19 protein-coding genes and 1 tRNA gene are annotated in these 23,010 nt (G+C 36.9%); 10 read left to right on the top strand and 10 right to left on the bottom strand.

Annotated elements, in window-relative coordinates; genetic code table 11:
* Positions 1 to 30 precede the first annotated feature (30 nt).
* From lpxB to P1K33_RS09935, 3 genes are read left to right on the top strand one after another with little or no spacing between them, the layout of a single operon-like run.
* Positions 31 to 1,143, top strand: coding sequence for a lipid-A-disaccharide synthase (gene lpxB / locus P1K33_RS09945; RefSeq protein ID WP_284652807.1), 1,113 nt, complete (start codon positions 31 to 33; stop codon positions 1,141 to 1,143).
* Positions 1,144 to 1,189: 46 nt separating this feature from the next.
* Positions 1,190 to 1,852 carry a C40 family peptidase gene (locus tag P1K33_RS09940; protein ID WP_284652806.1) on the top strand — a complete coding sequence of 221 codons (663 nt, stop codon included), beginning with the start codon at positions 1,190 to 1,192 and terminating at the stop codon, positions 1,850 to 1,852.
* Positions 1,853 to 1,892: 40 nt separating this feature from the next.
* The gene (locus P1K33_RS09935) at positions 1,893 to 3,920 is read left to right on the top strand and encodes a ComEC/Rec2 family competence protein (protein ID WP_284652805.1); all 2,028 of its coding nucleotides are present in this window, start codon (positions 1,893 to 1,895) and stop codon (positions 3,918 to 3,920) included.
* Positions 3,921 to 3,929: 9 nt separating this feature from the next.
* On the opposite strand, the gene P1K33_RS09930 is transcribed toward P1K33_RS09935, so the two are convergent.
* The 9 genes from P1K33_RS09930 to P1K33_RS09890 all read right to left on the bottom strand — a co-directional run bounded on the left by P1K33_RS09930 (position 3,930) and on the right by P1K33_RS09890 (position 14,393).
* Positions 3,930 to 4,412: a thioredoxin family protein gene (locus P1K33_RS09930; RefSeq protein ID WP_284652804.1), complete on the bottom strand. Its 483-nt coding sequence runs from the start codon at positions 4,410 to 4,412 to the stop codon at positions 3,930 to 3,932.
* A gap of 54 nt (positions 4,413 to 4,466) precedes the next feature.
* Positions 4,467 to 5,978: a peptide MFS transporter gene (locus P1K33_RS09925; RefSeq protein WP_284652803.1), complete on the bottom strand. Its 1,512-nt coding sequence runs from the start codon at positions 5,976 to 5,978 to the stop codon at positions 4,467 to 4,469.
* Position 5,979: 1 nt separating this feature from the next.
* Positions 5,980 to 7,638, bottom strand: a complete 1,659-nt coding sequence (locus P1K33_RS09920; protein ID WP_284652802.1) for a peptide MFS transporter — start codon at positions 7,636 to 7,638, stop codon at positions 5,980 to 5,982.
* A 70-nt stretch (positions 7,639 to 7,708) separates the two neighbouring features.
* Positions 7,709 to 9,400, bottom strand: coding sequence for a peptide MFS transporter (locus P1K33_RS09915; RefSeq protein ID WP_284652801.1), 1,692 nt, complete (start codon positions 9,398 to 9,400; stop codon positions 7,709 to 7,711).
* 140 nt (positions 9,401 to 9,540) lie between these two features.
* Complete coding sequence (locus tag P1K33_RS09910; protein ID WP_284652800.1) at positions 9,541 to 10,671, bottom strand: hypothetical protein; 1,131 nt, start codon at positions 10,669 to 10,671, stop codon at positions 9,541 to 9,543.
* Positions 10,672 to 12,867, bottom strand: coding sequence for a S9 family peptidase (locus tag P1K33_RS09905; RefSeq protein ID WP_284652798.1), 2,196 nt, complete (start codon positions 12,865 to 12,867; stop codon positions 10,672 to 10,674).
* A 167-nt stretch (positions 12,868 to 13,034) separates the two neighbouring features.
* Positions 13,035 to 13,640 carry a hypothetical protein gene (locus P1K33_RS09900; protein WP_284652797.1) on the bottom strand — a complete coding sequence of 202 codons (606 nt, stop codon included), beginning with the start codon at positions 13,638 to 13,640 and terminating at the stop codon, positions 13,035 to 13,037.
* 2 nt (positions 13,641 to 13,642) lie between these two features.
* A complete protein-coding gene (locus P1K33_RS09895; protein ID WP_284652796.1) occupies positions 13,643 to 14,257 on the bottom strand; it encodes a hypothetical protein in 615 nt (204 codons plus the stop codon).
* Positions 14,258 to 14,320: 63 nt separating this feature from the next.
* A tRNA-Phe gene (locus P1K33_RS09890) sits at positions 14,321 to 14,393 on the bottom strand.
* Between the two features lie 100 nt (positions 14,394 to 14,493).
* Here P1K33_RS09890 and P1K33_RS09885 point away from each other — a divergent pair.
* From P1K33_RS09885 to P1K33_RS09855, 7 genes are all read left to right on the top strand, one after another.
* Entirely contained in the window at positions 14,494 to 15,222 is a 729-nt protein-coding gene (locus P1K33_RS09885) for a type III pantothenate kinase (protein WP_284652795.1), read from the top strand.
* Positions 15,219 to 16,502 (top strand): BamG family beta-barrel-assembly machinery protein, encoded by a 1,284-nt coding sequence (bamG, locus tag P1K33_RS09880; protein WP_284652794.1) that lies wholly within the window; start codon positions 15,219 to 15,221, stop codon positions 16,500 to 16,502. The genes P1K33_RS09885 and bamG overlap by 4 nt, the downstream gene beginning before the upstream one ends.
* 11 nt (positions 16,503 to 16,513) lie before the next feature.
* Positions 16,514 to 17,788, top strand: coding sequence for a tetratricopeptide repeat protein (locus P1K33_RS09875; RefSeq protein WP_284652793.1), 1,275 nt, complete (start codon positions 16,514 to 16,516; stop codon positions 17,786 to 17,788).
* Entirely contained in the window at positions 17,788 to 18,339 is a 552-nt protein-coding gene (gene lptC, locus P1K33_RS09870; RefSeq protein WP_284652792.1) for an LPS export ABC transporter periplasmic protein LptC, read from the top strand. The genes P1K33_RS09875 and lptC overlap by 1 nt, the downstream gene beginning before the upstream one ends.
* A gap of 2 nt (positions 18,340 to 18,341) precedes the next feature.
* Positions 18,342 to 18,539 (top strand): hypothetical protein, encoded by a 198-nt coding sequence (locus P1K33_RS09865; protein WP_284652791.1) that lies wholly within the window; start codon positions 18,342 to 18,344, stop codon positions 18,537 to 18,539.
* A gap of 3 nt (positions 18,540 to 18,542) precedes the next feature.
* Positions 18,543 to 19,802 (top strand): hemolysin family protein, encoded by a 1,260-nt coding sequence (locus tag P1K33_RS09860; protein ID WP_284652790.1) that lies wholly within the window; start codon positions 18,543 to 18,545, stop codon positions 19,800 to 19,802.
* Positions 19,803 to 19,910: 108 nt separating this feature from the next.
* On the top strand, positions 19,911 to 22,007 hold the full coding sequence (locus P1K33_RS09855) for a peptidylprolyl isomerase (protein WP_284652789.1): 2,097 nt from the start codon (positions 19,911 to 19,913) through the stop codon (positions 22,005 to 22,007).
* 50 nt (positions 22,008 to 22,057) lie between these two features.
* Here P1K33_RS09855 and P1K33_RS09850 read toward each other — a convergent pair whose 3' ends face one another.
* On the bottom strand, positions 22,058 to 22,972 hold the full coding sequence (locus P1K33_RS09850) for a GYDIA family GHMP kinase (RefSeq protein WP_284652788.1): 915 nt from the start codon (positions 22,970 to 22,972) through the stop codon (positions 22,058 to 22,060).
* Positions 22,973 to 23,010: the final 38 nt, after the last annotated feature.

Here is a 23,010-nt window from a genome sequence, read left to right as displayed (position 1 = left end):
TTTTACCAATAGAAAATAAATACGCAAAAAATGAAATACTATATCATTGCCGGCGAAGCTTCGGGCGATTTGCATGGTTCCAATTTGATGAAAGCGCTTTATAAGGAAGACGCTTCGGCCGACATTCGCTTTTGGGGTGGCGATTTGATGCAGAGTGTTGGAGGTACTTTGGTAAAACATTATCGTGAATTGGCTTTTATGGGATTTGCCGAAGTCGTGATGAATCTGAAAACCATCCTTAACAATATTAAAATCTGTAAGGCCGATATCGAAAAATTCTGTCCCGATGTGATTATTTTTATCGATTATCCAGGCTTTAATATGCGCATTGCCAAATGGGCAAAAGAACGCGGCATCAAAACCCATTATTATATTGCGCCTCAAATTTGGGCCTGGAAAGAAAATCGAATCAAAGCCGTTAAACGAGATTTCGACAAACTGTTTGTGATTCTTCCGTTTGAAAAAGATTTCTTTGAAGTCAAGCACCATTTTAAAGTTGATTTTGTAGGTCATCCGTTAATAGATGCGATTCACAATCGGGTTAGAACAGATGAAGCGATATTCAGAAAAGAAAACAAACTGGATGACAAACCTATTATTGCCATTCTTCCGGGAAGCCGAAAACAGGAAATTTCAAAAATGCTCAGTGTGATGCTCAGCATTGTTGACGACTTTAAAGACTATCAGTTTGTGATTGCCGGTGCGCCAAGTCAGGAGTATCATTTTTACGAACAGTTTCTGACCAATAAAAATGTCAAATTCATTTCGAATAAAACGTATGATTTACTGAGTGTGGCCCAAGCGGCATTGGTCACTTCCGGAACCGCAACTTTGGAAACCGCCTTGTTTAAAGTCCCCGAAGTGGTTTGCTATAAAGGCGGCTGGGCTTCTTATCAAATTGCCAAAAGAATCATTACACTTAAATATATTTCGTTGGTGAATTTAATTATGGATGAAGAAGTCGTTACCGAATTGATTCAGGATAAATTCAACAGCAAAAACTTAAAGATAGAACTGTCTAAATTACTGGATACTAATTACAGAAACAATTTGTTGATAAAATATGATGCGCTCGAAACCCGCTTAGGTGGTGAAGGCGCCAGTGAAAAAACTGCTAAATTTATCATAAATGATTTAAAGTAGTTCTGATTCCAAACTAAATTTTTATTTTTGTAAAAAATATTTTTTATTGAAAAACATCGCCTACATATCGCTTCTTTTGCTATTGCTCACAGCCTGTAAACCGGCTTCGAACATAGTGACTTCAAAGGATGTTGCCGTTAAAAAAGGGATGTATTCCGAACCTAAAGCGGTTCCCAATACCGTAGTGAAAAATTCGGAAAAAAAGAAGAAAACCCAACCCAGAGAAACTGCATTAAGGCAAAAACCACTTCCAAACGTAACTAAAAAAGTGGCTGTTGACAACCGAAATGAAGATGATATCATTGTTGAAAATGACGACGCCAGTTATTTGGTAAAACAATTGATCAATAGTGCTTCAGACAATTTAGGTGTTGGCTATCGCGGCGGCGGAACAACCAAAGCCGGTTTCGATTGTTCTGGTTTGATTTATTCAACCTTCCAGAAATTTGACATCATTTTACCGCGTTCGTCTCACGAAATGGCTACTATTGGCGACAAAGTTGATTTGGCGAATGCTAAAAAAGGAGATTTGATTTTCTTTATCAACAGAGGCCAAAGAAGAATCAACCATGTTGGAATGGTCGTTGAAGTTTCTGATGATGAAATCAAGTTCATTCATTCTTCTACCCAAAGCGGCGTTATTATTTCTTCTACCAAAGAGCCATATTACAATAGAACTTTCGCACAAATAAATAGGATTATACAGTAATTTTCTTGCGTAAATTAAAATTTTCGTGTAAATTAGTTACATGAAAATCTTACAATTTCCATTAGCCAAAACAACTTTAGCCTTTATTTCAGGGATACTTTTATATCAAAAGTACCAGCCTGACTCGATTTTGATCTTCTTTTCTCTTGCTATTGGAATTTTATTTCTGTTTGCTTTTCATTTTTTGGCCAAAAGAAAACCGATTTACAAATACTCTTTTGGGGCTTTTACCCTATTCGTTTCCTTCGCCATCGGAATTTCTACAGCGGCCTTTCACCAGGAAACTTTACGCCAAAACCATTATATCAACCAAATACAGGATGATGCTCCGCATGAGTTAACGATTATCATTCATGAAAAAATAAAGAACACGGTTAAGAATTCACGTTATGTTTCAAATGTAAACGCCATTGATAATCACGCCAGTTTTGGCAAAATCATTCTCAACATCAGAGAACCAAATCAAATTGCCGATTTGCCGATTGGAAGTCAGTTAAAGGTTTACGGCAGCATTTATAAAAACAAAAACCCTTTCAACCCGAATCAGTTTGATTATGGAAAATATTTAGAAACCCAGCAGGTTTACGGACAGGTTTATGTGAGTGAAAATCAGATTAGAATTGGTAAAACCGTAACAACACTTTGGTCACGCTTTTCTAATTATCGAACGGACATCATCCAAAACCTGGAGCTTTCCCATTTCAAAAAAGAAGAACTCAACATCATGATTGCCTTGCTGCTTGGGCAACAACAGGATATTTCCCCAGAAGTCCTAAAGGATTACCAATTGGCCGGAGCGGTTCATATCCTATCCGTTTCGGGATTGCATGTTGGTTTCATCCTATTGTTTGTTACTTTTCTTTTAAAACCTATCGCAAACACCAAAAGAAACGCCATAATTAAACTGGCGATAATCCTTTTATCATTGTGGAGTTATGGCATTTTGGCCGGATTAGCGCCATCGGTAGTGCGTTCTGTGACTATGTTTTCATTTGTTGCTATCGGAAATCATTTAAGGAGAACGGTCAATGTCTTTCACACTTTGCTGGTATCCATGTTTTTAATTCTGTTGTGGAAACCTTCGTTTTTATTTGATGTTGGGTTTCAATTGAGTTATCTGGCGCTATTTTTCATCCTTTGGTTGCAACCTTTGCTTTCGGATATTTGGGAACCAAAAAACAGAATCCTGAAATACACCTGGGACATACTGACCGTTTCATTTGCGGCACAAATCGGAACAATGCCCTTGAGCATTTATTATTTCCATCAATTTCCCGGATTGTTTTTTGTAACCAACGTTGTTGTATTGCCTTTACTCGGCATCATTATGATTGTTGGGCTAATTGCCATTGTAATGGCTTGCTTTGGAAAAGTGCCGTTTTGGGTAATAAAACCTTTGGAGTTTCTGATTGAAATGCAAAATACCATTATCGAATGGATTGCTTCTTTTGATCAGTTTGTATTAAAAAACATTTCGTTTACCCCTGCCATGTTTTGGGTTTCCTACTTAGTTATCATCACTGTTATTCTTTGGTTCCAGAAACCCAATTTCAAAAGAATGACAATAGCATTGTCGAGTATCATAGTGCTTCAAATTATTTTCATCAGCACCAAAAATCAAACTTACAACACCCGGGAATTGATTGTTTTTAATGCTAAAAAGAACAGTATTATTTCTGAAAGAGAAAACAATTGGGTTACTTTATACAGCAATGACAGCATTCTAAATTCTTTAGAAAACAATATAACCGTTCAATCTTATTTGGTGGCAAATTTTTGCCAAGCCAAAGCAAAAAGGAAGGCAGCCAACTTCTTATATTTTAAAGGCAAAAAAATATTACTGATAGACAGTACTGCGATTTATCCTGAAAAAATCAACCCCGATATCCTAATTATAACCTATTCCCCAAAACTGAATATGGAACGCTTGCTTGCTACTTTAAAACCTGAGCAAATCGTTGTTGACGGATCCAATTACAAAAGTTATGTCAGGCTTTGGGAAGCTACCTGCAACAAAGAAAAAATCCCTTTTCACAATACTAATGAAAAGGGATTCTATAAATACTAACTTTAAAACTTATGTTTTTTTAGTTTTAAGATTGGCTAAAATTTGATCTGCACCTTGCAGCCAGGCACTTGGTCCACCGGCTACATAACCCGTACTTCCTATTTGCTCCAAGTTAACTTTACCATCATTTTTATTTTTAGTGGCTTTCACAAACCAAACGGTTGGATATCCTCTAACGCCTAAAGCTTGTTGCAGTTCCATGTTTTGCTTTTGGATTTCAGGTTGTTGTGGTGATTTTCTTGGAAAATCCAATTCCACCAAAACCACATTATCTTTCGCCCATTTGGCAAATTCAGGTGTTTTCAAAACCTCTTTTTGCAAACGGATACACCAACCACACCAATCGCTTCCTGTGAAGAACAACATGATTGGTTTTTTTGATTTTTTGGAAACAGCCATCGCTTTATTCATGTCAGTTTCCCATTTTAATTCTTGTGCTTGTATCGTTAAAGATCCTAAAACCAGGAATAACGTAAGTGCTAATTTCTTCATATGCTATTATTTTTTTTTACAAATATATACAAAAACAGTACCAAATAATGTCACCTATTTTACATCCTGCATCAATTTTTTTACCAAAGGTGAAATCAAAATCATCAGTAAACCAGCGATTAAGGCATATAAAGCCAATTGTTCATATCCATCGGCATACACATTTAACTTTTCCAAATTTGAAGAATTTTCGGAAGCCTCTGCAATATTGGCACCCAATAATCCAGCGAAATACTGACCATAGGCACTTGCCAAAAACCACATTCCCATAATCACGGCCTGCGTTTTTTGTGGTGACAATTTGGTCATGGCACTCATTCCGATTGGTGACAAACAAAGCTCTCCAAAAGTGATGACAAACCAACCTACCGTAAATAAGTTTAAAGATGTTTTGCCATCGGCACCTGCAAAGAATTTAGTATAATAAAAAATCCAGAAACCGCCGGCCAGGAACAAGAATCCTAATCCGAATTTGATAATTGTATTTGGCTCAATTCTTCTTTTTGACATCCATATCCAAACAATCCCGACTAATGCCGCGAATATAATCACAAACAATGAGTTGGCTGAATTATTAACCCCGTTCGGACTAACTTCGACACCTAATAAATCGTTGTTCAGATTATTTAGTGCAAACAGACTCAAGGAACCGCCACTCTGCTCAAAAAATGCCCAAAAGAAAATAGAAAAAATAATAAATACTAAAGCAGCCAGCAATTTTTTATTCTCAACAGCCGAAAAATTACGCATCTCATAAAACAAATACAAAATGGAAGCCGGCCCAATAATCATCATAAAATAATCCGTGTAGAGTGTGTTTGCCACCATCAAAATAACCACCGGGACAAACGCCAGTGAAACGATATAAGTAATGATTTCGAAAGTCTTCCTTTTATTGACTTCAAGATTAGCCAATGGTGACAACCCTATGTCGCCTAAGCTTTTTTGTGTTTGTGTAAATGTCAATAAGCTAATGAACATTACCACAGAAGCAAAGCCAAAAGCATAATTCCAACGCAAATTTTCAGGAACAAAAGAAGACATCATCGACCCTTCTGCCACAGCAATACAGATGTATCCGCCAATCAAAGCCCCGAGGTTAACCCCAGCATAAAACAAAGAGAATCCGGCATCGCGACGCGTGTCTCCGTCATGGTACAATTGCCCAACCATAGAAGAAATATTAGGTTTAAAAAAACCTGTCCCGACGATGGTAAAACTAATCCCTAAAAAGAAGAATTCCTTTGGGTTGACTGCCAAAATAACACTGCCGACAATCATGAGCAAACCGCCCCAAAAAAGTGATTTTCTAAGCCCTAAAATTTTATCTGCAAACAAACCACCAATAAACGTAAAGGCATAAACCCAGGCTTGTGTGGCACCATATTGAAGTTGGGAAGCTTTATCATCCATTCCCAATTGAGAAACCATGAATACCACCAACATGCCTCGCATTCCATAAAAGCTGAAACGTTCCCACATTTCGGAGAAAAACAAATACCAAAGTTGCTTTGGATAAGCGCCTTTAAAATTCCTGATTTGTTCCAGTGTTTGATTTGTTTCCATATTAGTTGATTCCTTTTTCTTTCATTACTTTATTCAACTGTTTCAGCAAAGCAAACATCAATAAGGTTGCAAATATCAGCAAGCAGAAATTGATCCAAAAGAAATTGGCTTTGTCATCATAGGTATCCCATAAACTGGCTAAAACACCTGACATTTTATTCCCGATTGAAGTGGACAAAAACCATCCGCCCATCATCAGTGAGGTAATGTTTTTTGGGCTTAATTTAGAAACTACAGACAATCCCATCGGGCTGAGTAATAATTCTCCAATAGTGATGACACCATAATTGGCAATTAGCCACCAAACGGAAACTTTTTCGGTTCCGTTGTTGCCAATATGAACCGCTGCTACCATCACGAGAACCGATAACGCTGAAATTAACAATCCGAAAGCAATCTTAGTTGGCGTACTCGGTTCTTTTTTCCTGCTTCGTAAAAAGGTAAAAAAGGCCACTACCAATGGCGTTAAGATAATCACCCAACCCGGATTGATAGACTGACTCAAATTGGCAGACCATGTAAATATTTTGCTTCCTTCTTCAGGCAATTTCTCTTTGTGGACATTTCTGAAATACAAAGGATAATCGACTGTTTTTATTACTTCACCATCTTTTTTCTGGATTCGGAAAGCTTCATCATACAAAGCCACTGAATCCTTTTTATAAGTTAAAGTATCGGCTTGTACCAATTTAGATGCGACTACCTGGGTAGTTCCTGTTAATTCTCTATCGGTATATTTATCCCCCCAATTGTTGAGTGCTGAACCATTTAATTTGAATACGGCCCAGAACAAAATCACCACACCAAAGATGGCCAACAATGCTCCGATTGGCCTTTTGTCTTCGACCTTAGCTTTGAAATATAAACTTCCGTAAAAGAAAATCACCGGGATACAGGCAAAGATAAAAGCATCGGTACTATCCGAACCAAATATGGCGCAATCAGGATTAGCCTCCGATTGCACTCCTTTCAAAAACCAACCAATTACCCCAAAAATGATGGAAGGAAAAAGAATAAATAAAACAATTTTGTAAAATGGCATATCGCCTTCCTGCACTCCTTTTTTCTCTGTTTTATCTCCGTAATGTTTGCTGCCGAGCATAAATACAATCACTCCAATAAACATCCCGACGCCTGCCGCCATAAAGGCTTCCTGCCATCCAAAAAGGATTTTCAGTGCGGCACCAAAGAAATTACAAATGAAAGCCCCAACATTGATTCCCATATAGAAAATGTTATAGCCTTCATCCTTTTTATCTTTGTATTTTTCATCATTATAGAAATTCCCTAATAATGTTGAAATATTGGGTTTGAAAAATCCATTACCAACAATGACCAAAGTCATGGAAACATAGAGCATCGTAAGATTGTGAATCCCAATCATCATATACCCCAAGCCCATCATTAATCCACCAATGACAATTGATTTTTTATACCCCAGATAACGATCGGCAATCAAACCACCCAAAAAAGGCGTCAAGAAAACCAAGGCAATAAAAGTTCCGTACAAATCGGAGGCTTCTTTTTCGGTCATGGCAAATCCGGCCTCAACATCTTTGAGATATAAGGTAAAGATTCCAATCATTAAATAATAACCGAATCGCTCCCACATTTCGGATAAAAACAAATAAGGCAGTGCTTTAGGATGACTTTTCCACATAATTTTTTGATTTAAAAAACAAACCCACAAGGGTTTCTTGTAGGTTTGAAAGATATAATTTAAAATGCGATTATCTCACACCGTGCATCATTTTCTTGATTACCGGTGTCAATAAGAACAATATAATAGACGCAATACCACAAAGTACTACGAACACCATAAAGAACTCATATAAGTTGTGAATTTCAAAACCTGCAAATACAGGATAGTGATCACTGATTTGGTTATCAGCCAATAATTTTAATTGTTCCGGAGTTGCTACAACTGATTTGTCTAATACACCTTGCAGGTCAATTCCCAATTCTTTTGCTTTTAAGAATTTATCCCCTGTCGCCGGTAAGATAGAACCCAAAGTTCCTGACAAGGCATAACCTGCAGCATTCGAAATAAAGAATACTCCGTAAGCCAAAGAAGCAAAACGTTTTGGTGACAATTTACCAACCAATGACAATCCGATTGGAGACAAACACAACTCACCGAAGGTTTGAATTAAGTACAATAAAATCAACCAATAGATGGCTAATAATCCGCTGTTTCCTAAATCTTTTACATTGTGTGCAATGATGAAATAACTCAAGGCGATTAAGGCCAAACCAACCGATTGTTTTACGGTAGAAATTGGCTCTCTTCCATTGGCTCTTAATTTATCCCACAACATACTGAATGGGAACGCAAATGCTACTACGAACAATCCGTTGAAGATTTGCACCATCGATGGTGGCATATTCCAGCCAAAGAAGTTTCTGTCTGTTTGGTTATCGGCAATAAAAGTTAACGAAGAACCAGCCTGCTCAAATGCTGCCCAGAAGAAGATAATGAAGAATGACATGATGTAGATTACCCAGATTCTTTGCGTTTCTACTTTGGTCAACGTTTTATCCAATAAAATCAATAAGGCCAATGAAATTCCACTCGAATAAATGATTGGATAAATAATGGTTTTCACCACATTATCACCATCGGTAAAATAATTGAAAATGAAGAACAAACCAACAAAAGCCGCAATCGCAGTTCCAACAGAACCCATTGTAAAATGTGCTTTTTGAGATTCTCCTTCTTCATAATCACCTGCATCGTTTCCTGATGGCAATCCACCGATTGGTTTTCCTTCCGGAGTTACCACATATTTATTTTTAAGGAAATAAAACACAGCTGTTCCGATAATCATCGCACAGGCAGCCGCAAGGAATCCCCATTTGAAAGCGTGTACGTCTCTGATTCCACCGGCATCTTTTACGTCACCTACAATAGGACAGATAAACTGACCCAGGAAAGCTCCGATATTGATACCCATGTAGAAAATGGTAAACGCTGTATCTAATTTTGTTTTCTCTTGTTTTGGATATAAACTTCCTACCATTGAGGAAATATTCGGTTTGAAGAAACCGTTACCAAAAATAATAACCCCTAAAGCGGTCCACATTAAAGTATTGGCCAAACCTATGTTTGTTCCGAATACGCTGGCGCTGGTAAACAATAGCAATTGTCCAACTGCCATCATCATTCCGCCCAAAAGGATGCAATTTCTGTTTCCAAAGAATCTATCAGAAATAAATCCTCCTAACATTGGGGTCAAATAACAAAGGCCAAGAAAACCTCCATAAATAATGGATGCTTCTTCTTCTTTCATCATTAAGGAATTTACGAGGAATAATGTCAGGATGGCACGCATTCCGTAGAAGTTGAACCTTTCCCACATTTCGGTTCCGAATAATACCCAAAGTCCTTTTGGATGTCCTGTTTTTACTGTAGTGTCACTCATAATTATTGTTTTGGTTTGTTAAAGTTTTAGTATTTACCAGTGCAAAATACAAACAATTTCCAAACAATACGTGAGGTACAATATCAATTCACAAAAAATAACCTTTTGTGACTAATTGTTACTGGACAAAATTTAGGGTTTTAGATGAATTCCTTATACTGACCATTGTCAATATTACCAGTAAATTCAAGGAGTAGCGAATTATTTATCTCAATACAGTCGGGCAAAAAACGAAGTCTGTATTTGGCTTGGCCGATAAAGGTAAAAAAGTCATTCCGATGTATTTTAGCATCGTTTTCGAGTTCTAAAATAGCATTTATATTGTCAATTATCCTGCTCAAATAGGTTTGGCTTACAATCTCACCGCCATTAAAAACTTCAATACACATACTTTCTTCAGAGGCAAATTTCCTTCTGATGGCAAATTTTAGGAGATTGTTGAACTGGGTAGTTTTATTCCCAAATTCTATTGTTTGATTGATGATGTTTTTTGAAGGTATGGACAAAACAATTACATTCCAATTGGTGAAATTGATTTTCATCGTGGTGGCTTCGGGCAATTGGGACAACTCTAAAACCCAGCTCGTTCCTAAAACCAAAAAAACAAATATGAGTGTTGTTTTGCTGATTAGTTTGGCCAAATCTATTTGAAAAGAATAGGATTCAAAGTTAAAAACGTAAGGGACTTGGGTAATGAATAAAACAATGATACTCAACACCGCTATGAGCGCCACACTTTTCATGTTTCGATTGTAAAACGTCCGATAAAAGGAAAGGATCAAAAACCAAGTCAATATGCCCGACAATATCAAATCGGGTATCGTATTGAAACGGAAGCCATAGGTGTTGATGGTTTCACCAAAGAACAGCGCTAATACTAAAGAAACGACCGAAAGTCCTATAAAAAAAAGCAATATCCTTGTGGTGCTCTTTTTGTTGTTATAAAGATACTTTGGCGAATTGTCAAAGTAAAACAAGGCCAAAATTAAAAACAATGAATTTAAGATTGAGCACATGTTCTGACTGATTAAAGTAATCCAATTGTTCACTTTAAACGTCATAAAACCCAGTATCAACAAAGGCGAAAACGCCCAGACAAAAACAGAAAAACTAAGAAACAAAAGCCCATTATCAAATCGTTTGATAGGAATTTCGGTAGTTAGTTTTTCTTTAAACTTATTTTGAACGACCAACCAGATTGCCACTAATAAAAAGCCTCCAATAAAGGAAATTAAAAACTCTGTTATTAGATAAAACTGATGTTGGTTCATTTACAAATTCTCTTTGATAAAAGCGGTCATTTTATTGTACAGCTGCACTCGGGTTTTCCCACCCGAAATGCCGTGTGCCTTATCAGGATAAATCGCCCAGTCAAATTGCTTGTTGGCCTGCACCAAAGCCTCAATCATCTGCATGCTGTTTTGAACGTGTACATTGTCATCACCCGATCCGTGAATCAAAAGGAATTTCCCTTTTAGCTTGCTCACATGGTTGATTGGTGAATTCTCATCATAACCAGCCGCATTTTCCTGTGGTGTCTGTAAATATCTTTCGGTGTAAATGCTGTCATAAAAACGCCAGTTGGTTACCGGAGCAACCGCAATCGCCATTTTGAATACATCTGCTCCTTTAAGGATACAATTGCTGCTCATAAATCCGCCATAAGACCAGCCAAAGATGCCGATTCTGGCTTTATCTACATAGGCATAATTCCCGATAACTTTTGCCGCATCGATTTGGTCTTCTACTTCGAGTTTACCCAATTGGTTTTGGGTACATTTTTTAAATTCTGCACCTTTGTAACCCGTTCCTCTTCCATCCACACAAGCTACGATATAACCTTGTTGTGTCAGCATCATAAACCAATAATCATCGGCAGTATTCCATTTGTTGGTCACTTTTTGATCGCCCGGTCCTGAATATTGGTACATAAAAACCGGATATTTTTTGGTGGCATCAAAATCTTTTGGCTTCAGCATCCAGGCATTCAACTTGATTCCTTTTTCTGTGGTCAGTTCGAAAAATTCTTTAACCGGTAAATTGTAGTTTTTTACTTTTTCGGCCAAAGCCTTATTATCAACAATAGACTGGATTTGTTTTCCGTCTTTGGCACTATTTAAAGTATAAGTTGCCGGTTGCGTTGTGCTCGAATAGTTATTGATGAAAAATTGAAAGTTCGGACTAAAAGTCGCGGCATTGCTTCCAACCTGTTGTGATAACTTCACTTTATTTTTTCCATCCAAACCAATTCGGAATACGTCTCTGATGGTCGACCCATTTTCTACTGATTGATAGAAAATTGTTTTTGTTTTTTCATCAAAACCATAGAAAGAAGTTATTTCCCAGTTGCCTTTGGTGATTTGATTTTTCAGCTTTCCGGTTTTGTCATACAGGTAAAGGTGATTGTAACCTGATCTTTCAGCGCTCCAGATAAAGCTGTTGTCTTTTAGGAAAGTCAGGTTATCTGTAATATCCACATAAGCTTTGTCTTTTTCATTTAAAACCACTTTCGCAGCTCCGGTTGTCCCGTCGATAAAAAGTAAGTCTAAATTGTTTTGGTGGCGGTTTAAAATTTGTGCCGATAGCACATTGGCATCATTTGTCCATTTCATTCTTGGAATGTAGAAGTCGTTGTAGTTTCCAAGATTCACTTCTTTTACTGCTTTCGAATTGATATCATATAAATGCAATGACACAATTGAGTTTTTCTCACCCGCTTTCGGATATTTGAAGGTTTCAACCTCCGGATACAATGATTTTTTATAAATATTCATTGAAAACTCCGGCACCTGGCTTTCGTCAAAACGGATGAATGCTAATTTTTTACTGTCAAGACTCCAGTCGAAGGCTCGGATAAAAGCTTTTCCTTTAGGCGAACTCGGATCATTAAACTCTTCTTCATAAACCCAATCCGTAATTCCATTGATGATGCTGTTTTTTTTGCCATCCGTAGTAATTTGGGTGGATGTTTTGGAAGCCAAATCATAAACGAACAGATTGTTCTCTCTGGCGTAAGCTATCTTACTGCCATCGGGTGAAAAGGTTGGTTCCTGAATTTGGAAATCGAAAAGTTTTGTCAATTCCTTGGTCGCGATATCGTATACAAAATAATCTGCGGTAAAGGAATGCCTGTAGATTTTATTGGAATTATTGGCAATGAGGATTTTGGTTTCATTGGCATTGAAAGTATAAGCATCAATTCCTTTTAAGGCCGCATGATTTTTAGTATCAATCAATGTGGCAACCTTTTTCAAAGTGGCAAAATCGTATAAATCAATTTGGCTGCTACCCGAAGCCCTGTCGAAGTTAAGAACAGTATACTGATTGGTTGTCTGCATTGACTCCAGAGCATCCATGCCTTGTGCCCTGAAAGCACCTGCGTAAATTTCTTCAACAGTTATTTTTTGTTGGGCTACAACGGAAAAACACGATAAAAGTAAAAGGACAAAAGTTGGTTTAAATTTCATTGTAATGTTTTATTATAAAAAGCTGTCAATTTTAGTGAAAATTTTACAATCCAACTCTTATTTTTATGTTAAATGCAATTTTGAGTGGGATTTTGGGTTTTGGAATGAGGGAAAATGAAAAACCGTCAGCTTTTCAGTGACGGATTTTATCATTATGCTAATTAAAATTATTTTACGGCATTGTACTCTGTTACCATTTCTATGAAGTTTTTACCGGTGTATTGTCCGCTTTTAATTTTGCTTACAATGGCACTGTTATCGGCAAAATAAACCGGTGCATATTTTTTGAAAAAGGCACCAAAACCTATGCCTCTTGTATCCACATGAAGAAAAGTCAAAGCTGGTTCGTTTTCCCTTTTGCAATAATAATTCATTCCCGGCCCAAATCCGCCTCCGCCGGCATAAGAACTCATATACAGATTTGTTTTCCCTTTCATAACCAATTGCACCAATACTTTATCTTTTTTTATTTTATCAGAACCGTCCTTGTACAATGGCAAAACATAATATTCAATAGGAGTTCCGGCAGTAGTCTGATAAATTACCTTATCGATTTCTTCCACTTTCCAGGTATGCTTCTCTTTTCCTTTGGCCTTAATTTTGGTCACATCCAAAGAAAGCGGAAAGTCCAATTCTCCGGTAAAGGTTTCGCCATCCAACAAGTAAATGGTGGCATCCTTAATCCCGAAATTAGCATTCACTTTATCCTTTTGTGCCAAAGCTGTAAAGGTTGTAAAAAATACAAATGGTAAAATAATAAAAAGTCTTTTCATGTCTATTTTGCGTTAAATTGTTTTAGGTATTCCGTGAGCGCTTCGTAATTTGCTTTCGCAATATAACCGACAATTTCCTGGGAATTGAAATGCTTTTTGGCATTTTGCTCATACAAGGCTGTTGTTTCATCTGACGTTGTATCGGCGTAAAGCAAATTCAAGATTGCTTCGTTTTCGCTTTTACAAAACCAAAGATTGGTATCATTTACCAACGTTGACTTTCTTTTTTTAATTTCATAACCCGAATTAGTGCCATAATAAAGGCTTTCTTTTCCTTTTATAAATTCCCGGACAAAAATTTCATCATCTTTCTTTTCATACATCGCAGCATGGTCATGTTTTAGTTTTACATAGACCATTTCGCTTCCGGCTACTTTGAAAACCAACTTTGAGACTTCAGCTTTATCGTAAGTCTTATTTTTTTTGTTATTGATTTTAACCGAAATCGTCTCAGCATAGATTTCAATAGGTTGTGCGACTGCCCCATTTACCATTGTGCCGTCTGTAAGATAAACATCTACATCAGAAAAAAGCCTGCCGCCATGATTGCGCTTAACCTGGGCAGTTAAGCCATGATTTACAATGACAACCAAAAGCAACGTAATTAGGTATTTCATAAAATAAATTTCCTAAATGTAGTAAAAAACAAAAAACCCGAACGGATTGTTCGGGTTTTTTTGTGGTATCTCCAGGAATCGAACCAGGGACACATGGATTTTCAGTCCATTGCTCTACCAACTGAGCTAAGATACCTTTCGTTGTTGCGGGTGCAAATATAGAACGATTTTTAATTTATCCAAAACAAATAATGAAAAAAATCTATTCGTACCTTAGCCACATTAAATATGCTTGTATGCTATTAGCAATAGATGTTGGAAATACCCGAATCAAAGCCGCTGTCTTTGAAGGCAATACCCTTTTTGAAGTCATCACTTTTGATAAAAAGGAACTGATTGAAAAAGTTGAATTTATTTTTCTTCAGTACTCCAAAATCAAATCAATTGTTGTGGCTTCGGTTGGAAATTTAGAAAAAAATGACTTTTTATCTTTTGAAAAAAGAGCGGTAGTTTTTTTTATTTCATATGAAAGCCGCTTTCCGTTTGACAATTTATACACTACTCCAAAAACCCTCGGCATTGACCGATTGGTTTTAGCTACCGGCGCTGTCTTACAATATCCCAATCAAAACCGACTGGTTATTGATGCCGGCACTTGCATCACGTATGATTTTATTGATGAGGACAATCGATATCTTGGCGGGGCAATTTCTCCGGGGATTCGTTTGCGTTATGAATCCTTACATCAATTCACAGCAAAATTACCTTTACTGACCAAAGCCTATCCCGAATATGTGATTGGGAATTCGACCGAAGAATCCATACATTCGGGTGTGGTTAATGGCATAACTCTTGAAATTGATGGCTTTATAAATCAGTATAAAGCCCAATACGCTAAATTTATCATAATTTTAACGGGTGGAGACTCAGAATTTTTGGCTAAACGATTAAAAAATACCATATTTGCCAATTCAAATTTTCTCCTGGAAAGTTTGAACCAAACTTTTCAATACAATCAAAAATGATTAAAAAAATTGTAGTAAGCCTTTGTTTACTTATTTCATTGTCTGCCTTAGCCCAAGAGGGAACTTCTTCACCATATTCTTTTTACGGAATTGGAGATGTCAAATTTAAAGGAACCATAGACACCCGTTCAATGGGTAGCCTTTCTGTTTTCCCGGACAGTATCCACCTGAACCTTCAAAATCCTGCTCATTTTGCAAGTCTTAAACTAACTGCTTTCGCCATTGGCGGAACTTATGGCAATACCAAATCCAAATCTGAAACAGATGATGCCAAGGCCAGAAGAACCACTTTTGATTATTTAGCTATTGGAATCCCTGTTGGAAAATTAGGAATTGGTTTCGGACTTATTCCTTATTCTTCTGTTGGATATAAGATTGAAAAAAAATCACCCGTAATCAATTCACTAACAGATACGATTTACAACCGATACAATGGTATCGGCGGAGTTAACAAAGTGTTTTTAGGCTTTGGTTACCAACTGACAAAAAAAATCAACATCGGTGCTGATGTGCAATACAATTTTGGAACCATTGAGACAACCAATCTGGAAACCCAAAACGAGGTTCAATATGGATCAAAGGAAACTAACACTTCAAATGCTCAGGGCTTTAATGTTGACTTTGGAGCAACCTATCAAACAAAAATAAACAAGAAATTTTCTTTTTTCAGCAGTTTATCTTATACCCCGGAACACAGCATAAAATTGGAAAACTCCCGTAAGATTGAGGTTGTACAGTTTTCACCTGGTGGAGAAGTTAACCCTATTCAAACCGAAACTATTGCAGTCCCTAATACCACCATCAAATTACCTTCTAAACTATCATTTGGCTCAGGATTTGGTGAATTGAAAAAATGGTTGATTGGCGGAGAAGTGACTTTTTTGAATAACAGCGTTATCTCTAACAGATTTGTTGATATTGAAGGTGCGACTTTTGAAAATGCCACCCGATATAGTTTAGGAGGTTATTTCATCCCAAATTATAATTCTTATTCAAGCTATCTCAAAAGAATTACTTATCGTGCCGGATTGCGTTATGAGAATACCGGTTTGGTAATTAATAACGAGAGTACCTATTTCCGGGATAAACCGATAAATGATTTTGCTGCAAATATTGGATTTGGACTTCCTTTAGGCGGTTCTTTTTCCAAAATCGATATCGGATTTGAAATGGGTAAAAGAGGCACTAAATATTACAACTTGGTGGAAGAAAACTATTTTAACATCAGTGTAGGTTTATCCTTGAGCGATAAATGGTTTGTAAAGCGTAAATTTGATTAAAAATTTTCATTATGAAAGCAATTTTTTCTCTTATTGGTATCTTGTTCATTACAGGTATCAATGCTCAAAAATTTGATTGTTCTTCAACAATCGCTGCCTATCAGGAACTTATTAAAGCAAAAGATTTCTCAGGCGCATTTGAAAGCTGGAGTAACGTGAGGAAAAATTGTCCAAAGCAGAGCGAAACCGTTTATACTGATGGTGTAAAAATCATTCAGTATAAAATAGACAACGCTGCCAATGCCGAGGAAAAAGAAACATTGGTGAGAGACGTGATGAAATTGTATGACCAATACAATAAAAATTTCCCGTTAACCACCACCGATTTTGAAATAAGTAAAGCCATGGCTTTGCATGACAACAAAATTGACGCAAAAGAAGAAATCCTAAGTTTATTAGACAGCGGTTTTTCCAAAGCTACCGGCAACATCAATAACGCCAATGCGATTTATACCTATTTCAGTTTGTGTTATGAAAAATACAAAGCCGGAGATAAAAAATTTACCACCGATTATGTGTTAGAAAAATACACTTTGGCCAATTCCATGCTGACACAATTGCAAGACGGAAGGGAAAAAGCAGACGACTATAAAACGGCACAACGCGCGATTATCACATTGGCAAAAGATTTAACTTCTTGTGAAAATTTGGCCGCCTATTATGAAAAAGGCTATGAATTGAACAAAGACAATAATGACTGGCTTACCAGTGCGTTAAACAGTCTTTCTGCAAGATGCAGTTCAAAACCGATTTTCATTACCATGGCGCAAAAACTATACGCAGTTAAAGCCACTCCAAAATCGGCTTACTTTATGGCATTGGCCAACTTAAGACAGAGAAAGTTTGAGGAAGCCATCAAATTCTATAATGAATCTGCCGACCTGGAAACCATTCCTCAGGAAAAGGCAAAAATATATTACACCTTAGCCACCGGATTATTGGCTAATGATATGACCAAATCTAAAGAAAGCCTAAACAAAGCCTTAAAAGCTGATCCAAAAATGGGAAGAGCTTATTTGTTCCTGGCGCAACTTTATTCTAATGCTGACCAAAGTGCCTGTGGTAAAACGGAATTTGAAAAAAAAGCCATCTATTATTTAGCGATACAAACCGCTAAAAAAGCAACTGTTGCTGAACCAAAATTAAAAGCGGCTTCCGATAAAATAGAACAGGATTTGGCGAATAAAACTTTAACTCCTGCAGATATTAAGACAGCAAAAATGAATGGAAAATCCGTAACCATCGGTTGTTGGATTAACGAAACCATTACTTTTCCGGCGCAATAATGAATCCCTATTTCAGAAATAGCATCCCATTTTTGGCCATCTTATTTTGTTTGATGATTGTTTCGTGTGAAAGCAATTTCAAAGATGTGCAAAAGATGAGCGTTTCTGAATTTACACCAAGCGGAGATGCCGATTCCATTAATTTAAAATACACCGATTCCGGCAGGATTACCGCCAATTTAATCAGCCCTAAAATGCTCGATTATGCCACGGTTGAATTCCCTTATACCGAATTTCCGAAAGGCATGCACCTGACTTTATTTGATAAAAACGGCAAGCAAACTTTTATCGATGCCAACTATGCCGTTTCACACAAAACGACTAATATCATTGACTTACAGGGTAACGTAAAAATTTCCAATCAAAACGGAGAAATACTCGAAACGGAGCAATTGTATTACGATCAAAAAAATGAATGGTTTTTTACCGAAAAAAAGTTTAAATTTACTTCTCCAAAAGGAGTTTCCTATGGTGAAGGAATTGATTTCAGTAAAGACTTCAAAAAAGTAAACTCACAAAAAATATCCGGACAAGTCCAACCATCAGAATAACTATGAACTATTTAAAATTCACTTCCTACGCTTATATCATTGTTGCCATCCTTTTTGCTGTTGAAGCCTTTATTCAATTCCAGGAAGGTGACACCAACAAAGCCATTCTTATGGCTCTTTTTACAGCAGGTAGTGTTTTCCTGTTTTTTTTCAGAAGGAATTTTGCCCGAAAATTTGAAGAGCGTAACAGAAAACCCTAGCCTATGGAAATCGGAATAATCATCTTGTGTTTGATACTTTCCGCATTTTTTTCAGGAATGGAAATCGCTTTTGTTTCCTCCAATAAAATTTATCTTGAAATTGAAAAAAAACAGGATGATTTTATTTCCAAAATCCTAACCAAGCTTACCGAAAAACCATCCAAATTCATTGCCACGATGCTCGTAGGCAATAATGTAGCCATGGTCGTTTATGGTTTTTTCATGGGTGAATTGCTGATGAAATGGTTTGTCACTTTGGGTTATCACTTTACCGATTTATCCAATTTGCTGCTGCAAACGTCACTTTCAACCTTAATCGTTTTGATGACTTCAGAATTTCTGCCCAAAGTCTTTTTCCAGATTTATGCCAACAGTTTTCTGAAGTTTTTTGCCCTGCCAGCTTATTTCTTCTACCGTTTGTTCTATTATATTTCGTCGTTTATGATTTGGGTTTCGGATTATATCCTGAAGAAATTTTTCAAAACCGAAGGCGATCAGATTACGCTTTCGTTTAGCAAAGTAGAATTGGGCAATTATATCACAGAGCAAATGAACTCGGTTCAGGATCATGAAAGTGTCGATTCTGAAATTCAGATTTTCCAAAATGCATTGGAGTTTTCGGGAGTGAAAGCCAGAGACATCATGACACCGAGAACCGAACTAGTTGCCGTTGATTTATACAGCTCTGTGGTTGATTTGAGAGAACTCTTTATCGAAACCGGTTATTCCAAAATTTTGGTTTATCTCAATACTTTGGATGACATCGTAGGCTACGTGCATTCGTTTGAGCTTTTCAAAAAGCCGCGAACCATAAAATCGGTGATGATTCCGGTTGAATTTGTACCCGAAACCATCTTTATCAAAGACGTGATGAATTTGCTTACAAAAAAGCGAAAAAGCGTTGCCGTTGTTTTGGACGAATATGGTGGAACATCGGGAATTGTAACCATCGAAGACATCGTCGAAGAACTCTTTGGCGAAATTGAAGATGAACATGATTCAGACGAAGCTTTGATCGAGCAACAACTTGATAATGTTACTTACCTGTTTTCCACAAGGTTAGATGTGGAATACCTCAATGAAACGTATAAATTGAATATCCCGGAAAGCGATTCTTATGGCACTTTGGGTGGATTTATCGTCGATTTCTCCAAAGAAATTCCGCAAAAAGGAGATCAAATTACCATCGAAAACTTCCGATTTACCATCGAAGAAGCGACGAATAAGAAAATCGAATTAGTAAAAATGATACTAATAGATTAATTTAAGAAAAAAAATCAAAAAATAGTTGAAATTATAAGTAGGTGAGTATTATTATTTCACAGATAATTGTATTTTCGCAAACTGAAATAAAAATTAACATATATAGAAATGGCAGTTTTATCAAAAATTAGAAAACGCTCAGGATTACTTTTATTGGCAATAGGTTTTGCTTTATTGGCTTTTGTCGTGCAGGATTTATTCACCAAAGGATTTAAGAGTGTATCAAAAGATGTAGGAAGTGTAAATGGGAAGGATATTCCTTTTGAAGCATTTAGAGTAAAAGTGGCTAACGTTGAGAAAAACGGACAAAATGGTCAACCGATGACTGCTTTGCAAGCTTCAAACCAAGTTTGGAACCAAGAAGTAAACATTGCTTTGCTTACTGCTGAATTTGATAAATTAGGATTACGCGTTGGTGAAAAACATATCGTTGAAGTATTCAAAGGCGATCCAAACATTGGACAAAACCAAATGTTTATGAACGCTGCAGGAAAATTTGACGTAAACAAATTCAAGGATTACTTCAAATCAAACCCTGAAGGAATTCAAATGTTAAAAGAGAGAGAAAAAGACGCAGAATTGAATGCAAAATACCAAATCTACAATTCATTGGTAAAAGGTGCATTATACACTACAGAAGCTGAAGGTAAGTTTAAATATGAAGCTGAAACAAACAAAGTGAGTTTTGACTTTGTATCAGTTCCTTTCTCAACCATCAAAGACAGCGATGTTAAAATCACTGATGAAGAAATTTTGGCTTATATGAAAACCAAAGAGAAAAAATTCAAATCGGAAGAATCTCGTGAATTGGAATATGTGCTAATCGAAGAAAAACCATCTGCTGAAGACGAAGCTGAAGTTAAAAACAAAATCAATTCGTTATTGACTTCTCATGTTGAAATGAAAAATGGTAAAAATGATACTATTCCAAGTTTCCAGTCAGCGACTGACATTGCTGCGTATGTAAACGAATATTCGGACATCCCTTTTGATTCAACTTACATTGCTAAGCAGGATTTACCAAAAGAACACGCTGAACAATTATTCGGTTTGGCAAACGGACAAGTTTATGGTCCTTATATGTTTGGCAACTACTACTGTATTTCTAAAGCTATCGGAAGAAAAGCCGGAGCTAAAGCAAAAGCAAGCCACATCTTAATCAGCTGGGAAGGAACACAAGTTCCAAACAAAAAAGAGAAAAGAACCAAAGAGCAAGCCAAAGCTAAAGCTGAAGGTTTATTAGCTCAGGCATTGGCTAACCCGTCAATGTTCATGATTTTGGCCATGTCAAACTCTGATGATTCCTCTGCACAACAAGGTGGTGATTTAGGTTATTTTGGCCCTGGTCAAATGGTAAAACCGTTTAATGATTTTGTTTTCAATAATCCAATCGGAAAAATTGGCTTGGTTGAAACGGAATTCGGTTACCACGTAATCAATGTTACCGACAAACAAGACGCGATTAAATTGGCAACTATTGCTGATAAAATCGAACCATCTGAAGCAACAAATGATAAAACCTATACTCAGGCTACTAAATTTGAAATGGATGCTACATCAGGTAAAGATTTTGAAAAATTAGCCAAAGAAGCCAAATTGACTGTTAACCCTTCGGTAAGGGTTAAAGCAATCGATGAAGGTTTCGGTCCGGTTACCAATCAAAGACAAATCGTGAAATGGGCTTTTGAAGATGATACTAACATCGGAGACGTAAAGCGTTTCGAAGTAACAAATGTTGGTCACGTGATTGCCAAATTGAAAAAAGTAAACGAAAAAGGATTGATGGCTGTAGAAGATGCAAGACCACAAGTGGAGTATGTTTTGAAAAACAAAAAGAAAGCTGAAATGATTAAAGCCAAAATGAACGGAGCTTCATTGGCTGCTATCGCTGCTTCAAACAAAGTAACGGTTGTAAATGCAGTTGATTTAACTTTAGAAAACCCAGCGGTTCCGGGTGCAGGATTTGAACCAAAAGTGGTTGGAACTGCCTTCTCTTCAAAAGCAGGAGCAATTTCAAAACCAATCGAAGGTAATGCAGGAGTGTATGTTTTGACTACAAAAGCTGTAGTTAAAGCACCAGCACTTCCAAAATATACTGACTACGTAAATAAATTGAAGCCACAGGTTACCGGAAATGCCGGAAGATTTATGCAGGCGTTGAAAAACGATGCAGACATCCAGGACAACAGAGCTGATTTCTATTAATCGTAACTCACAATCATAAAAAAACCCGAAACAAAGTTTCGGGTTTTTTGTTATAATATCATTTCGTGATAAGGAATGACGGTATCAAAACCTCTTTTCCTGAAGTAATCGGTTGGGTTTTCTTTGGAAATGCTCAACACAAAATCGCCGCCCCAGGCACCCAGGCTTTTGATAACGCCATCAAAATCCTCAAAGTAGGTTTCCTTGACGGTGGCCAATTCTAAAATATTGCTCATTTCAATTTCGTGTTGTGCCAAAGCCAAAGCAAATGTCTTTGGGTCTTTTGCTTCCACAACGGTTTTGGTAATTTCATTAATCACCGGAATGGTTTTTCTAATATCAACCTGATTGCTGTAATAAGACGCAATGGCCGATTTACTGTTTTGCTTCTTATTCAAATAGACAAAGAAGATTTTGTCTGTAAAATCGGGGTGGAAATCAATCGGTTCTATGATTGGTTTATCATCAACCAACTGATAAATCACAGCGCCATTATTTTGAGCACAGGCAATGTCATAACCACTACCTCCAAAACTTCTTTTCAGCAGTTCAAAGGCGTCAATTTGCAGCCATTGGGCAATGTTGTTGATTAGTGTAGAAGATGTCCCTAAACCCCATAATTTGGGAAAGGTCAATTCGGTTCTGATTTTATATCCTTTTCCATTAGCAATGAAATCGGAATTCATCAGATAAGCTTCATGCAGAATTTCGATTAAAGTGTTTTTAATGCTTTTGGCATCATCAAAACGCTCTTTTCTGATAATCGATGCAAACGGAATGCTGTTTTCAAACCAAATGCTCTTATTGCTGTCATAACTCGTCCATTGGATAATCCCTTTGTCAGCTTCTTCTATGGTGAGACTTTGACCATATTTGGTAGGCAACGCAAAAGCTTTGGCACCATCAAGTACCACATATTCTCCTGTAATGAGTAATTTTCCGTTGCTGTAAAAGGTTTGTTTCACGAATGCTGTTTTATCATCGTTACTGTCACACTGAGCGC

Origin of the sequence: Flavobacterium terrisoli (assembly GCF_030167905.1) — a bacterium.
In the GTDB taxonomy this organism is placed as follows: Bacteria; Bacteroidota; Bacteroidia; order Flavobacteriales; family Flavobacteriaceae; genus Flavobacterium; species Flavobacterium terrisoli.
This window is presented reverse-complemented; position numbering and strand designations above follow the sequence as displayed.